At 63.5% G+C, this 14,692-nt stretch carries 16 protein-coding genes; 11 read left to right on the top strand and 5 right to left on the bottom strand.

The window, feature by feature from the left end:
• The 5 genes from C7S10_RS22075 to C7S10_RS22070 all read left to right on the top strand — a co-directional run.
• Positions 1-957, top strand: a 957-nt coding sequence (locus tag C7S10_RS22075; RefSeq protein ID WP_207769521.1) for a DUF6615 family protein, incomplete at its 5' end; no start/stop codon positions are given.
• A 182-nt stretch (positions 958-1,139) separates the two neighbouring features.
• Positions 1,140-1,631 carry a hypothetical protein gene (locus tag C7S10_RS21830; RefSeq protein WP_108347048.1) on the top strand — a complete coding sequence of 164 codons (492 nt, stop codon included), beginning with the start codon at positions 1,140-1,142 and terminating at the stop codon, positions 1,629-1,631.
• On the top strand, positions 1,591-2,472 hold the full coding sequence (locus C7S10_RS21825) for a zeta toxin family protein (protein ID WP_108347046.1): 882 nt from the start codon (positions 1,591-1,593) through the stop codon (positions 2,470-2,472). Before C7S10_RS21830 ends, C7S10_RS21825 begins: the two co-directional genes overlap by 41 nt.
• A 113-nt stretch (positions 2,473-2,585) precedes the next feature.
• Positions 2,586-2,834, top strand: a complete 249-nt coding sequence (locus C7S10_RS21820) for a hypothetical protein (RefSeq protein WP_108347044.1) — start codon at positions 2,586-2,588, stop codon at positions 2,832-2,834.
• Between the two features lie 220 nt (positions 2,835-3,054).
• The gene (locus C7S10_RS22070) at positions 3,055-3,546 is read left to right on the top strand and encodes a hypothetical protein (protein ID WP_133176592.1); all 492 of its coding nucleotides are present in this window, start codon (positions 3,055-3,057) and stop codon (positions 3,544-3,546) included.
• Between the two features lie 242 nt (positions 3,547-3,788).
• Here the strand turns inward: C7S10_RS22070 and C7S10_RS21815 are convergent, their stop codons facing one another.
• Positions 3,789-4,373 carry a hypothetical protein gene (locus C7S10_RS21815; RefSeq protein ID WP_108347043.1) on the bottom strand — a complete coding sequence of 195 codons (585 nt, stop codon included), beginning with the start codon at positions 4,371-4,373 and terminating at the stop codon, positions 3,789-3,791.
• A 348-nt stretch (positions 4,374-4,721) separates the two neighbouring features.
• Between C7S10_RS21815 and C7S10_RS21810 the strand changes: the two genes are divergently transcribed.
• The 3 genes from C7S10_RS21810 (at position 4,722) to C7S10_RS21800 (ending at position 7,306) form a co-directional block, all read left to right on the top strand.
• The gene (locus C7S10_RS21810) at positions 4,722-6,323 is read left to right on the top strand and encodes a hypothetical protein (RefSeq protein ID WP_108347041.1); all 1,602 of its coding nucleotides are present in this window, start codon (positions 4,722-4,724) and stop codon (positions 6,321-6,323) included.
• A gap of 16 nt (positions 6,324-6,339) precedes the next feature.
• Positions 6,340-6,729, top strand: coding sequence for a hypothetical protein (locus C7S10_RS21805; protein WP_108347039.1), 390 nt, complete (start codon positions 6,340-6,342; stop codon positions 6,727-6,729).
• A gap of 298 nt (positions 6,730-7,027) precedes the next feature.
• Positions 7,028-7,306, top strand: a complete 279-nt coding sequence (locus C7S10_RS21800) for a hypothetical protein (RefSeq protein WP_108347037.1) — start codon at positions 7,028-7,030, stop codon at positions 7,304-7,306.
• Between the two features lie 42 nt (positions 7,307-7,348).
• Here the strand turns inward: C7S10_RS21800 and C7S10_RS21795 are convergent, their stop codons facing one another.
• The 3 genes from C7S10_RS21795 to C7S10_RS21785 form a co-directional block, all read right to left on the bottom strand.
• Positions 7,349-8,221, bottom strand: coding sequence for a tyrosine-type recombinase/integrase (locus tag C7S10_RS21795; protein WP_165807275.1), 873 nt, complete (start codon positions 8,219-8,221; stop codon positions 7,349-7,351).
• A gap of 253 nt (positions 8,222-8,474) precedes the next feature.
• On the bottom strand, positions 8,475-8,900 hold the full coding sequence (locus tag C7S10_RS21790) for a hypothetical protein (RefSeq protein WP_108347033.1): 426 nt from the start codon (positions 8,898-8,900) through the stop codon (positions 8,475-8,477).
• Positions 8,901-9,043: 143 nt separating this feature from the next.
• Complete coding sequence (locus tag C7S10_RS21785) at positions 9,044-9,787, bottom strand: TIGR02391 family protein (protein WP_165807274.1); 744 nt, start codon at positions 9,785-9,787, stop codon at positions 9,044-9,046.
• 519 nt (positions 9,788-10,306) lie between these two features.
• Between C7S10_RS21785 and C7S10_RS21780 the strand changes: the two genes are divergently transcribed.
• Both C7S10_RS21780 and C7S10_RS21775 read left to right on the top strand, forming a co-directional pair.
• Positions 10,307-11,266, top strand: a complete 960-nt coding sequence (locus C7S10_RS21780) for a hypothetical protein (RefSeq protein WP_108347029.1) — start codon at positions 10,307-10,309, stop codon at positions 11,264-11,266.
• Between the two features lie 212 nt (positions 11,267-11,478).
• Positions 11,479-12,285 (top strand): DUF5677 domain-containing protein, encoded by an 807-nt coding sequence (locus tag C7S10_RS21775; protein WP_133176590.1) that lies wholly within the window; start codon positions 11,479-11,481, stop codon positions 12,283-12,285.
• Between the two features lie 189 nt (positions 12,286-12,474).
• On the opposite strand, the gene C7S10_RS21770 is transcribed toward C7S10_RS21775, so the two are convergent.
• On the bottom strand, positions 12,475-12,666 hold the full coding sequence (locus C7S10_RS21770) for a hypothetical protein (protein ID WP_133176589.1): 192 nt from the start codon (positions 12,664-12,666) through the stop codon (positions 12,475-12,477).
• A gap of 635 nt (positions 12,667-13,301) precedes the next feature.
• Between C7S10_RS21770 and C7S10_RS21765 the strand changes: the two genes are divergently transcribed.
• Positions 13,302-14,627, top strand: coding sequence for a hypothetical protein (locus tag C7S10_RS21765; protein WP_133176588.1), 1,326 nt, complete (start codon positions 13,302-13,304; stop codon positions 14,625-14,627).
• The last annotated feature ends 65 nt before the right edge of the window (positions 14,628-14,692 follow it).

Below are 14,692 nucleotides of genomic sequence, written 5' to 3'. Positions count from 1 at the left end.
GGCGGCGGTATGACGCATGCTCCCCTCGCTGCCGCGCACCACGGATTGGGAAGGCACAACACGCCAAACCAAGTTTTCGACAAAGATGTGGCGATGAACATTTTCGAACGGGCGGCCCTGGTCGAACACCTCGATGCCCTCGCAGCAACGACCTGGCACAAGGTGAGTATCGGCCCCAAACGAGGGCACAAGTTCCGTGAGGAAAGCGTCACGGACCACAACTTGTTCGCGCTCGACGAAGCCCATGCCGCCTTGACGGTTTACAAGTTCGACTCGGGTGAAGAGCCCCTCAACGGAGCCGATTTCGACTGGTGGCTTGGAAGCGACAACGCAGGGTGGACAGGCATCCGTTTCCAAGCGAAGAAGCTCGACGATGGGGTCTACGCGAAACTCGGATACAGGGTGGGTGTCGACCGCCAATATGACCTCCTCATTGAGGAAGCGCTCTCCGACGGAGTTTGGCCCTTCTATTGCTTCTACAACGGGTGGGAGGGCGGTTGGCCCCCAGCAATCTCCAACGCCGCCTGCCGCAACGGCCGAGAGCCCGTGACGCTTAATTCAACACGCGGGCGCGATGCGTGCACGCACGTATCGCTCGAACACTTCGGTTGTGCGGTGGCCCCAGCGCAGGCAGTTCGCCGAAGGCATCGGGGAGCGAGACGTGGCCGCCTTGAGTTCGAATCGTATCTTCCGGCATCGATACCTTGGTCCAGGATGTTCGAAGGCACGAGCAGGTTCGCGGACGACGATCCCCAGATGCAGGAGGCGACCGTCCAACAGGACGTTGAAAGCAACCTCGGCGCATTCTTCGCTTCTCAAGATCTGCCAGACCAAGGAGGCAGCCGGCTGCCCGAGTTGCCCGCTTGGGTGGAGGCAGTGAGGAGGGGGGAACGCGGCGAAGCGCGCTACGCCCGGAAGCCCCGAGCCTTGGTTCTCTTCGACTTGGCGACAGGCTAGGTCGATATCGTTCTAAGCGGCCCAGAGTCGTGGTCCAGATCAATCGGGGTCGGTCTGTTGAGAGAACGCACTTAGCCCAATCCACCTGCGAGACCTGACTCGACGCATGGGAAGCCGTGCCGACTGCTTGAAACGGTGCGTTTCGCCGGCGTACGATGGGCTGATCCCGCCAAGGAGCAACCATGCAGACCATCGCCAAACCGGCCGTGCGCGGCCGTCACCGCCGAGCCGAGGAGCGGCCCCGCCACATCGAGGACGGCGAATTCCGTGCCCGAGCTCTGGACCGGATCGCCCGTGATCGACTTGCCCGGATAGCCGAGCGACGCGACGTGGCCGAACTCAGTGCTGCGGGCAAGTCCCAGCGCGAGATCGCAGAAGTCCTGAGCACGACACAGCCGAGGGTGGGGCGCATCGTCAAAGTCATCGAGCTGCTCGGCGACCCGTTCGAGGAAACGCCCGAAGAGATGGTGATGCGTGCCCACGTCGACGGCGAGGATCGCGGCGTGCTTGTGAAGCGGCTCAGCGCCATCAGCTACACCGGCTCGGAGTACGCCCCCTATCCGTCCGAGGGCAAGGCCGCAGGCACATGGGACCAGGTTCGCCAGGCGTACTTCTCGGGCTTCCTCTCCGAGGATGAGTTCGACCGGATCAAGTCCGCTGCCCACGTCGGCTAAGCGCGACGACGTCCACGACGAGCTCACCGCCCTCCTCGTCCCGGGTGGGGATCTGCACTGGGACCACCGTGAGGTCCACCCTGCACTCGATGACGACGCTCTGATTGCGCGCGTGACGCGCAGGTACCGAGCCATGGCAGGGACGGTAACGATCGGTGGCGCGGCTGCGGTGGTGACGGCCGGCCCTCCTGGGGCGGGGAAGTCGACAGCCATGGGGGCCGAGCCGTTCTCCGGATACCGCCGCATCGACCCTGACGAGATCAAAGATCTCCTCTTGGAGGAGGGCGCATCGCGAGGGCTGCTGGACGGGGCCGACGGCGTCTTGCTGTGCGACGGACGGCCGGTGATGCAGCGCGAGTTGTCCGCGCGCACTCACAGGGCATCCACCGACATCGCCGACGCGATCCGGGACGAGGCGATGGCGATGCGCGAGAACGTCCTCATCGAAGGAACCCTCACCTGGGATGGCATGGCCGCCGTATTGGCGCGCCGTCTTGCCGACAACGACTACGACCGGCTGCGCATAGTCGACGTCGAAGTTCCCGCAGACGTCGCAATCGAGCGCGTTCGCGAACGGTGGTGGTCGCGCCGCGTCGTCGACGCCCCGCTGGGCGGGCGGTTCATGACCGACGCGGACGTCGTTCACTCTTACGAGAAGTCGACCAACGGACGCGACCGTTCGCAGTGCGCCGACGTCGCCGAGGACCTCTTCGCGCGCAGCTACGGGTTCCTCGGCGAGACGATCTTGGTGCGCCATCAGTCGGCTGCGGCCGGGACCTTGGCGCCCATTAAGGAGCGCGTCGCATACGACGGTGTCGTCACCCGGGACACCCTCGCCTGACACACCGTCGCAGGCTGGGTCTACTCGGCACCGGGGCAATTCGGCCTAACCTGATGGCGAACCATCCAACGCCCGACATCACCGCTGAGATCGCGCCTTATCGGAGGAAGACCATGAGCGATCGCTCCATCCCGCCCCACACCGACATCCCGTTCACTAGCTGGCTGCGCGAACTCGCGCACGAATACAAGCCTGCAGAGGATCTTGTCGTGGACATGGACGCCGACACAGCGATCGCCGGCCAGGACCTGACGGCCGACGAGCTCTACGACCACATGGTGTCGCAGGGCGCGCAGCCGATCGCGCTCGACGTCGTGTCGTACGCCGCACGCGAAGGCGGGTATCTGCTCACGCGCGGCTGACGCGCAAGACCTGCCAAGCCTCGACCGATCGCGAAGGCGTCGCCTCTCGGGCGGGCGGCGACCCGCAATGACAGTCAGCTCCTGTAGTTGCTTGCGCTCGTCAGGCCGCTACGGCGCTGTTCGGGCGCGGATTGAACGCGGCGGTATGTCGCGACGCGAGTCGCCGCACGTCCCCTCAGTGCGCGGGATGCACGGTGCCTGAGCGGATACGGTCTCGGTCGTGACCGCCGTAGTTGTTGCCCTGATCGCTTTGCTGGGTGTTTCGCTGCCTTACGTAGCGACGTCCCAACGCCGCCGGCTGTTGAAGCTCATCACCGAGGAGGCCGAGGCCATTAGGGCAGTTAAGGAAACAGGCAACGACTACGCATTGGAAAAACTCACTCAGTCACTGTCGGACAGCGCATTCGACTACCGCACGCTCACCGAGCCGAAGACGCCTCTCCAAGCGGCCGCGCATCGTCTAAGCCGTTGGGGGTCATACCTCGTCGCTGGATCGTTCCTCGGGCTCCTCGCGTCCGTTCTACTAGATGGGAAAGCTAACAGCGACGGAGGGGCCTGGCAGGTCATCAGGGAGGTATCCCTAGCGTTGTCGTATGCCTGTTCTGGGGCGGTGGGCCTGCTCATCGCAGACGCGATCCGGCAGGGGTACAAGGCCGGGCTACTCAGGCGTCCGCGTTCAGAGTCCGATACACCGACTGCTGAGTCACATTGAGCCAGGCTTCTGTGCGGCAACACTTCGCCTGGAGCCACATCTTTTGTGCGGTCGAACCGCCCTCCCCAACATGCGGCGGTTAGACGATGTCAGCATCACGCAGGCCGAGGGCCATGATCACGCGACGGTGCGAACATTCACCCGCGAGATCGGGGGTGTCTCCAGGGCTATCGCCTTGGCTGCATCAGAAGATCGTCGGGCCCGACCGGGTCAAATCTCAGGCGAGGTTGTGGCCAGGTTTGCTAGGTAGCCGACTCGCGGACGTACCAGAACATCGTTTTGCTGCCACTCGGGGACGTCGTGGTTACGAGGTAGTCGCGGCTGTTCATGTCGTGCAGCGCGTCCCAGATGTTGATGTAGACGGAGTTCTCGATCAACCGCCGGACTTGCCACAGCCGCAGCCCCTTGTCGCCGACAGACCATCGGCCGCTCACGATCAATTCCTCGACGGCGGCGATGGCGTCGGGCAAGGGCAGCCGACGCGCGTTTGGGTAGTGCCGAGGAGACCGCAATGGGCCGGCCTCACCGCCCGGGTCGTCGATCAGCACCCAGTCACGCTGGAACTGGTTGCTCACCCGGTTCCACGCGTTCCGCGCAACTGAACGGTTGGCGATCTCGAACCGCTCCATGATGCGAGCGAGCCAACCACCCCAGTTGTCGAGCACACCCTCCTCGTACGACGTCAGCACGAACTCGCGGATCGGCTCGTCGAGCCCCCGCGGCGCTGATCGCGTGGTAGCCGCGGTCCTAGCGATGGGAGTGAGTTTGCCGTGCTGGCCGCAGTAGCACGGGTCGGCGTCACACAGATCGCAGTAAGAGTCGCTCACCCATCTGATCCAACCACCCGACAGTGCTCTCGTGCACTACAGACTCGGCCTACTTGCTCAGCCGCAACGACTATCGTGCGGTGCTTCGATCGTCGCACAGCCAGCTGGTCGGAGCGCATGCCCCGGCAGGCGGCGAAGTGACGCAGGCACGCGACATCGCCTTGATTGGGTATGTCTGCCCCGGTGGTCCACACGTCGTGGCGATCGGCCATCAATCGAGGCAGCCAGCCAGTACGGTCCACGGACGGCTGGAAGTGTTCGATAACGCATGGGAGGTCTCGGATGTCAGGTCGACAGGTGTCGACCCCTCACCAGGGTCGGCGGATCCTGTTCGGAGGTCTCCCATTCGTGTTGATCACGCTCGGCCTGGCACTCTGGCTCGTCGTTGACGTCCACCCCTGGGCGTCACTGGCACCGGCGGTGGGACTTTCGTTGCTGAGCTACGTCGCCTACTTCGTCGTGTCGTTCCGCGTCTACACGGCGCCGACGCCCCGAGTAGGTGGCAAACCCACCGCTAAGCCATCTGAAGCTCGTGCACTCATTGCCCGCCTGGAGTCCTCGTTGACCCAGGAGGCGGCGGAGTTCTACTCGCAGATGATCATCGACCCGCCGAGATACACGATCCGCATTACCGACAGGATTTCACCCACCTCCCGGGCCTACGACTTCGTCCGGAGCATGAAGGTCGGCATTCCATCAACGCTGGCTGCCGACAGGATCCCGATTCCTCTGGATCTAGTAAGCAAGGGCAACCTGATGCACAAGCTCCATGTGCAGGACCAAGGTGGCATGACTCTGTCGACGTTGTCGCAAGACGCGACGATCGCACACTCCGCGCTCGTCGCCCGCAAGATGGTGAAGCGGATCAGAGGTGGTCGCTATCTGAAGGAGTACAAGGACACGATCGAGGTCGACGTCGTCTCCTACCTTTGCCGAAACGAGCAGGTTGACGTCTCCACGGACCCTGAGTTCCAAGACATGGCGCAACGGATCGTCGCGCTGGCCTCGCGCCAACGCGACTTAGTGAAGCTGCTCATTGTCGTTTCCTACCTTCAGGTCTTGGCCACGCACTATCCCTTGGTGGTCTACGCGAAGACGGGTGACGCCTCCGCTGGCGAAGAACTGATCGCTGGTGAGTACCTCAGAATGACGATCTCCCGACGCACGATCCCGGTCATTGGTCGCGACATGACATGGTGGGACACCCAACGAGAGCGGGTCAGGTCGTTGTTCGGAATCCGCCCAGCCCGGATCACCTGGAGTCTCGTGCCGGCCCTTCGCGCACGCAGCTACCATCTCGAGTGCCTAGGGCCTGAAGGAAGCTATCTGGCCAGACAGTCTGTCTACGCACACACTGCGACCGGCGACGCGCTCCTGGCTCGGCTTAACCACCGGCTTCTGGCACGGCACGGTCAGCGATTCTCCCACTTGTACATCCACGACTTCCGTCCGCTGAGCAACCTAGGGAGCGCACAGAACGGTAGCCAACTTAGCTACGTCGCCTCGTTCTATGAGAGGCCGCCGGGGACCACGGCGAACGCCGCCATCTCGGCCCTCACGGCGGCTGTGCTTATAACGATCGCCGCCGCGACGAGGCTCCAGAACGTGGTTGGCGGCAACACTGACATCCTTGCGATTTTGCTCACCGTTCCGGTCGTAGCCAGCGCATGGCTGGGCTTCGGTAGCGGACCGTCGGTCTTCTTGGGCGCGCTGGGTGCTCGACTCGCGTTGTTGAGCACCATGGTCTGCTCCTTGGGCGCCTCTGCCCTATTCCTACTCGGGGCATCCGCGGCCGTCGACAGAGCTGATCCATGGTGGGACCGAGAGAGTGCTGCCATGTGGGTTGTCCTGTGCACCGTCATCTGGTTCACGTTCGCCGCGGCGGGACTTTCGTGGACCCTCCGAGTATTCACATACCGCGCCTTCATCAGGCGTGAACCAATAGGCTGACGGACGAAGGAGAGCCATGGCCAACCACATCGCACATCACCGAGCCGGCGCTAAGGGGTCGCAGACCACGAGTGCGCCAGGCGATGCGCCCGCCGGCGCCGAGGGGTCGCAGACCGAGGGTGCGCGCGCCGGCGCGAAAGAGAGCGGTGACCCGGCTACTCGGCGCCCAAGTCGGGAGAATCTGTCCGCGTGGTGGTTCCCGGATCTCGAAGGGCCGGATCTGAGTACCGAGGTGATCCCGGGGCAGCATGAGGCGCTGAAGCTCCTCAATGGGTTCAGCATCTCGGAACTCTTCGCCGAGGAGACCGAGAGCGAGCTGGGCGACGATGCTGAGGACCTCACACCGGCACCCGACGATTCGCTAGACAGCAAGGTCGGCCAGCCTGGGTCGATCGCGTCAGGATGAGCCGTTTCCGCTGAGCCGTGTCGTCTCCCCGCCGCGCGGGACGCACCACGGCTGGACCGCGCGCCGGACGCTACTTAGTGAACGCACCCGTCCTTGGAGGTTGTAAGCGCAAGGTGTCGCGCATCGGCTTGCACGCGGCGTTCTCCCTGCCCGTCGAGGTCCGGACCGAGCGTCGACGCTGGTTCCGCATCCTGATGCCCGCGTTGAGCAGACGAACGCGGCGGGATGCCGCCCATGGTCCCGCTCGCGTGATTGCCTGCTTCTAGCGCCCGACAGTGGGTGGACTGCACACTGACGCATGAGTTCCTTCGACCACGTGTGGGATCGCATTCGCCGCAATGCCGGGCAGACGTTCTCGACTGCCACTGGTCTTCCTTTCACCTACCGCGTGCCGGGTGACTTCCTGCGGATCGAGCGAGATGGCCGTGAGATCAACCGGTCGTTGTCGCGCACCAACTTCGAGAAGGCAGCAGTCGACATGCCCGCAGACAGGCCCAGTGACATCAAGGGCCGACAAGGATCCGCCTATACCTGGGCGATTCTGATGGACAAGCGCATCCGCCAGAGCGGCTGGTAGCGCCGGCAAGGCGCGGATATCCGCGGCACTGTCCGAGCCCGCCTAGACCCCGGCGACGTAGGCGGTGAGGAAGTGGACGCCGTGGCGGTCGAGGTTTCCGCGCGCGCGGTCGTAGTGCTCGGTGGTGCGAGGGTCGGAGTGTCTGGCGAGGATCTGCGCGTCGCGGAGCGGTACGCCGGCGTCGAGGGCGTTGGTGATGGCGGCGTGGCGGAGCGAGTGTGGGCTGATGTGGCGCGGGATGGCAGCTGCTTTCGCGATCCGGACGACCATCCGGTAGGCGTCGCGGCGGTCGATGGGGTTGCCGGACACCGGGCGCAGGATCAGGCGCCCCTCGGTACGACTGCCGCGGCAGGCCTCGAGGACGCGCAGCACCGGGACGGTGATCGGCATGGTGGCGGGCTTGTCGCCCTTCCCGACCAGGTGGATCACGCGGTGTCCGCGCAGAGTTTCGGAGTAGTCCTCGATCCTGACCGCGGCGGCCTCGGATGCGCGTAGTGCGTTGATGCCGAGCAGGAACGCCAAGGCTCCGTGGTGGACGGTGAGGGTCTGGGCGACTTGGAGGAAGCGGATGAGCTCGAGACGGTCCAGTCCTTGGGTGCGGGACTCGTCGCGGTGAACTTTCGGCAGGCGTGCGTAGACGGCCGGGTCGGAGACGATGAGTCCGTCGATGTGGGCGTAGCGGAAGTAGCCGCGGACGGCGTGCATCGAGGTGACCACGGAGGACGCCATCAGTCCGGCTTGTCCGAGGTGCCGGATGTAGAGCTCGATGTGCGCCCGCTGGATCCCTATGAGCGGGTCGAGGGCGTTGGTCTCACACCAGGCGAACCAGCGGCGCAGCTGAGAGGAGTACAGCGTGTGAGTGTGGCCGGAGTAGCGGGCGAGGTACGACACCGCCGCGAGTTGGGCTGGTGTCATGGCGTCTGGTTGGAACGGCAGCAGGGTACTCATCGATGTCACCTGGCGGGGTCGGGCAAGCCCCGACCCGGTCCGCCGATCGAGGACGAGGCACTTGCCCGACGCTAGGCCGGTTCGCTGCCCCTGGACACCTAGCTAGAGGGATCGCGGCGGATAAACGCACTTTGTTCGAGGATGAACGTGCGAGCCGAGCTTAGCCCCAACTGGTCGTGTTCTCGCCGTCGAGGCCAATCCCTCCCAGTGTCTGAAGTCCCTAGATGTACAGGGACATCACAGACGCGACAGTGGAAACCACAACACCACTGAGAGCGACCATGCCATCGGTCTTGAACACGATGAGTGCGTCAGCAAGAGCGGCCCGCCTGCTCCAATACTCGACCGGTAGACGCATGTCGTTATATGAGGGCGGCGGGTCTGTCACCCCTATCGAGGCAAGAGCATCGGCGATCTCCGCCTCGTTGGCTACTACCCGTTGGCGAAGTACCCCTGGCGCCTGTTCGTCGTCCGACTTGGCGGCTTCGAAGAATTCGACAGGGTCGGGGTCCGTGAGTGAGTCGTTTCTGGACTTGATTGCGTCATACGCGGCCTTCTGCCTTTTGGCGCGTCGGTAGGCGGCAGCGACGCCATAGATGGTCATGAGCGCACCGGAGACGTACAGGGCCGCGACGAGTTCGGTCACGCTTTTCACCCTGCACTATCGCGCTCTCGCCAGACACTTAGCCTCGCCGAGCGCCTCGACGCCGCCAAGGCGCATCGCACCTGGCGAATCTCAGGCGGCGGTTAGATGCATCCCAGAACTAGCCGCCAGCGAAACGCGACCCGTTAGACGGCGTCTGTAGAGGCCTCGTCGATCCATCGGGCAAGCAGGCTAAGTGCGGTCTGCTCATCGAGTTCGACCTGGTCATTGGGAAGATGTCCGAGCGGATTCCGAATGGCGGCGAAGCACCCCGCTCCGAAGTCCATCGCGCCCTGCCTCATCGACTCGCGCGTCTGTTCGTCCTCGATGTGTGAGAACTGTAGTCGAGGCTTGCCCTCCTCGGGTGCACGCTCGCTGAATGCTTGGCGGACGAGATCCTTCTCGGAAACGTCGCGGCGGGAGAGCTTCGCTTGGAGTTGCGAGTTGACGGCCTTCGACGCGGCGAGCACGGCCTCGTGTCGATGTCCGGTCGACCACTGCGCTTGCGCGGCGGACCAGATCAGCCGGTGGAGCGAGGCGGCTGTGATGCGTGGTGACGTGTCGCCACCACCCAATCTCCGCTCGACTTCGTTTGCGTTCTCCAGTCGGGCGAGTAGGCGACGGCAGGCGTCACGTTCGCTCCTGAACTCGTCGTTCTTGCTCCCGGTGTTCTCCGAGCGCCATTCCGGGTAGAGGCGATCCAGGATCGGACGGATGGTTTCGGTGCGTGCGATGGCTTCTGCGCGACCACACTCCGGTGCAGTGCGCGCAGTGATGGACGTGTAGCCGCCTCCGGAGTGCGATTGGTTCACCGCACGCGTGCGGCCGATGTAGTCAGTCAGCTGTTCCTGAACCCAGTCAATGTCCACCCCGTCGGTCTGCATGGTCATCATCATCGTCCGTACCACCGACACCTCGCGTTGATCTATTGAGACATGGCGAACTAACCACCGATCGGCGACATGGGGTATGCCTTGCGGCCGGACGGGCCCCGGACTTCGACCCAGACGACTCTGATGCTGTCGCGATGCTCGACGACCCCGTCCGTCCACCTAGTGCCCATCGATGAACTCGGCCGCCAGTTCCTGGCCTTGCCGCCCGAGGAACAGCGAGGACTTGGCGACGCAGTTGATGAAGTTGACGTCGATGCGCGACGACCTCAGCGCCAAACTGGGAGCCGACGATGCACCCTTGCATGATTCTCGCCGAACTCTGCCGGAAGCCTTAAACGATCACATCGAAGGGTTCCGACAGCGGATAGTCGAGGTTGGGGACCAGCCCAGGGAGTAGCCCCGCCGATTGCTTGCGGGCAGGCGGGTACGCGGCGGAGTGACGCGATCGGTTTGGTCCCACCGCTTCGAGACGCCGCAGCGCACTGGACGCCACCAGTGGCACTGTTAGATGGGACCATGGAGGAACCGGGATCCCTGCTGGCCACGTTGGCGCAGTCGTCAGCTGCGGTGGTCGCGATTGTGGGCGGGTTCCTTGTTAGCCGGCTAGTGCAGCTTTCCAGTGAGCGCGAAGGCTTGCGGCGGCAGATGGTGCATGCACTAGATGAACTAGCCCACGTCTCGAAGGATCTGCAGGAGGCTCACGAGTACCGGTTGCATAACAGTCAACGAACATTCAAAGAATGGGTCCTAGAGGCACTAGTTGCTTCCGATCCAGACACGCTCGACCGTGAGTCCATCGTGGCCGACAACATTCCTCGTGGCAGTTCCGCGGAGGAGATGGCGGATTACATCGATGACCTGTTGCGCATCATTCAGCAAGCCAAGGCAGATATTGCCCGCTACACACGGGACGGTGACGATGCTGGTCTTGAGATAGACCACCTGCGTGCTCGCGGTCTCGTCGTGCCTGACGGCCAGGGCGAGGTATATGACGAGGTGGTTTCGTGGGTCGGAACGCAACTGCCCGCAAGCCGATACGTTCTTGGGGTTTCCATGGCCGCGCTGCGACCCTTCGACGCAGCAGGTCACGCAACCGACATGCGAAGACTGGATGAGTCCATCCGTGATGAGCAGAATCTCTATAGCCGGAAGCTCGTGCTGGACGCGACTCGCTCACGACTCGCGACGGAAATCGAGCGAATCGGGCGACCGACTGGCGTGCTCTCGGCCATCGGTATTCTCGCCATATACTCAGTCCTCGGCATCGTCGCCCCAGTGGTCGTCATGAGCGTTGATCCGGAGGAACTCCACGAGTGGCAGAAGTGGGGGCTTGTCGGCGCTTTCATCGGCGGCCTATTCGCAGTGCTTGGGTACATATGGTGGTATGCGACTACGCTGAACGACCCGCTGCCGACGGCGCCCGCAGAGGCGAAGGTTCAAAGGCCCATCGGGGGCGCCCGTCACGCGGATCCTTAACACGGATTCGCCGCAAGGTGCTGTATCGAGTACCGGTGCGAGGCCAATACTGGAGTGCCGTCCTCTGCGCCGGCCGCTCCGTCTCCTGCGCGCGTCACCCGGACCTCGCGTGCGAACGCGGCGGAATGGGCGTGTTCAGCCGGACACTGATCCATGCAGGAGGCCCAGGTCCGCACTCGAGCGCTGTCGGTGACCACCGACACAATGCACCCATGGCTACGAACTCTCGTGTTGGTGAACACGACCTCGACTGGCCGGAGTTGGATCGCCTCTTGGATGTTGCTCGATCGTGCGTCCGTGAGTGGACGACTGTCGAGGCTCCCCCAGAAACCCCAGCAAACGAACAGACCTTTAAGACTCGCCGCGTTGGGCTGCCCATGGCCACCCACGCACTCAACTGCACGCAGGTTGCGTTAGGCATCTGGGACAGGTTTCCGTGGGTGGCCGCGTCCAACGTCCGGGTGGCCTTCGAGCACGCCTTCGTCGCCCAATGGTTGTTCTTTAGTCCGGACGGGCCAGCGCATTTCATGCGAGTCGCGGAGCATGACAATCACGTTCACTCCCGAGAGTTCAGCCGCGCCATCGAAGATCAGCCCACCCTGACGGCTCAGGTCTCGGCTGACGAGTTGACGGACTTCCACGCGTACGCCAAGAGCGACATGACACCCGGCCACGAACGATCTTGGAGTATGCAGAACCTGCTACGCGAACTTGAGCCCTCTGGTCTCCTCTACTCGTCGTACCGCGCTCTGAGCTCAGCCGTTCATCCGTCGCTCGGCACGATCTCTGCGCACTACGACTTCAAGGCAACCGCTTCTCCGCAACCCATGCGCTCCGGCGAAGGTTCAGCCGATCGGCACGAGATTGCTCAGGGGTTGGCGCTCAGTGCTCTTTGGGCGCTAAACGCGGCTGAGAAATGGGCGGCGGACTATGACGAACCGGGGCGAGCCGGCGCCATCGCCATTCCCAACAATCTTCCGTACGACCTATCGCACAGCCTTCCGTCTGCGACAGAGTGACTGCACCCGCTCCTGTCGATTGGCATTCGAGGGGTGGAGGGTTTAGGCGAGCCCCCGACGATTGACCTCGTCAGAAGCACATGGCGATGCCACGGACCGATAGCGGCGGAGTGCCTCTGGGTGTTCGTGAATGATGCGGCGCCGTCGCTGATCACCGGTCTCGAGGTTTCCCGCGGGACGTGCAATCGATTAGCAGATCCTGGCGGGCTGTTCCCGTCGCTCGAGGACATAGGGCGTCCGCGCCCAGTGGTTGCCGTAGACGTCAGTAAACACCAGGGTTGCGCCGCCTAGGAGCTCGGCGAATACCACCTCGCGCCGACGCGCCTTGTGAGTCTGCTTGATGTGCTGACCCGGGAGAATCGTCCCGTAGACGATCTCCATCGGGTAGTCGTCACATGCCAGTTCTAAGACCGCACCGCTGATCGGGAACTGGCCAGAATTTAGGACCTCCGTGTGGACCGGCATTAAGCCGTCGTGACCTGGAGGCGGCCCACCGTCGGATCCAGGCTGCCAGGACGCAGTCACGCCAACCGCTTGAGCCATTGCGACCCGGCGCTGCTCCTCGAGCTCGTACTCCCGATGGCGAGCGGCCTCTGCCTCGGTGCGTGCACGCCGAATTTGGTATGCCGCTGCGACCAAGCCACCCCCAGTGAAGACGGCGGCTACCCACTCGGCGACGTTTCCAGGTTCCATGGCTCGATGCTAATGGCGCTTGGTCGGACCGCCAGCGCCTCCTGACGCTGCCTGCGACCAGAGGAACCGGATCGAGGGCGAAGGCGGTGGCGTGACGCTCGGATAACGTCGCCACTGTGGAGCAGTCGACGTCGAAGTACGTGAATCTGACCGTCCCGCCAGTTCTCTTCGGAGGGAATCCAAAAGGACTCCTCGAGTGGATGAGGTTTCGAGCGCAGCCGATACCTGGGCGCTCGGGCGTGTGGCGAGTCTGTACGGAGGAGAACTACCTGAACCGGTCTCGCCCGGGCTTGCTGCGATACCAGAAGCTGGCCGGTCCAGGCGTGGCTGACCAGATCGCCCGAGTATTGGGGACGCCGCCGCGCGGCACCACAGTTGAGGCTGGCGACGAGGCCATTGCGCGAGTAAATGCTCTGGGCGATCGATTAGAGCAGTCGTCAGAGATGGCCGACCTCTTCACCCATATTAGGCTGACGACGATTGTTGCGCCCGATGCCCAGGTGCCTGACGTCATCTCGGCTGCGTTCGAGGCAGTTCGCGAACTTGGCTTCGATGACGACCCCGATGCGCGGCCATTCGCCGACGCGAGTGTGCACCTGGCGCAACGCGATCCCGCGATAACGCATCGGGTCAAGTTCCCGTCCGTATGGCTGCGCTTCGACTACGACGACCTTTTGGCGAAGGGAGAGGCGCCGACGATCGCCCGCGACCCAGCCGCAGACCCGGGATTCGCCGCCGCGTTCGATCTCCACAGTGGGATGCTTATGCTCGAGGTCTACTTTGGGCCATTGGCCGGCTGCCTGAGTCCCTACGTGTGGTGCCTACTCCTGCCGAGAAACCATGGCGTGGTGGTGCTCGATCTAGGGACCGCGCTCGCCGGCACCAGGTCCGAGATCGGTGAGCTGCTGCAGACATTGCCGACGTACGGGTCGGACCGGGTCTCGGTTCGACCGCGTCTGAATCCACGCGCATGCGACGGCGCTGTGTCTTGGTGGACTGGTCGGCTGGACGCGCTCTTCGGAGTGCTCACCGATCCAGCTGTGTTTTCCGACCGAGGCGGCAACTATCTCGCGACGGCGCACCTGCACGCGCTGCTTACGACCGAACAGCTCTTTCAACGAGTCGTCTCAATTCAAGGTGCCGCGCGTGACACTCAGGCGTCGAGGGTTCTGCTGTTCTCCGTGCTCGACACTCTTCAGCGTCTTACTGGGAGGCCGATCGAAACTCACTGTTCGGCCGAGTACGCCAGACGCACCCTTGACCGCCTCGAGCAAGCACTGCCACCGTCGACTCACGAGCTACTTCTCTGGGGTCCTGAGCGTGCAGTGGCGGCGCTAACCGAGGTCCAGAACGGGTTCTTCCTTCGGACGCTCGCAAGCGACGAGATACGCATTCGGAACGACGACGGTTCCGAGCGACGCATGAACCTTGATGTCGCGGCCGCCCACTACTTGAAGGTCCTGCGGGACGCCACTCACGGTCACGGCTCCAACAAGGACAACGCCAAAGGTAAGACGAACTCGCTCCTAGCTCAGCATGACGGTCGTATCCCTCACGAGATCGCGGGCCTCGGCTTTCTATATCTTCTCGACGTTCTGGCAAATACCGAGAACCTGCGGCGAGTGCTGTCGAGTCACGCCAGCGCTTGACGCTCGTCGTGAAGATTAGCGCCCAGCGGATAGCCGCATGCATGTGGAGAGGGGCATTCTGGGCG

Origin of the sequence: Nocardioides currus (genome assembly GCF_003057875.1) — a bacterium.
GTDB lineage: Bacteria > Actinomycetota > Actinomycetes > Propionibacteriales > Nocardioidaceae > Nocardioides > Nocardioides currus.
The sequence above is the reverse complement of the archived record's forward strand: the minus strand, read 5'-3'. Positions and strand labels throughout refer to the sequence as shown.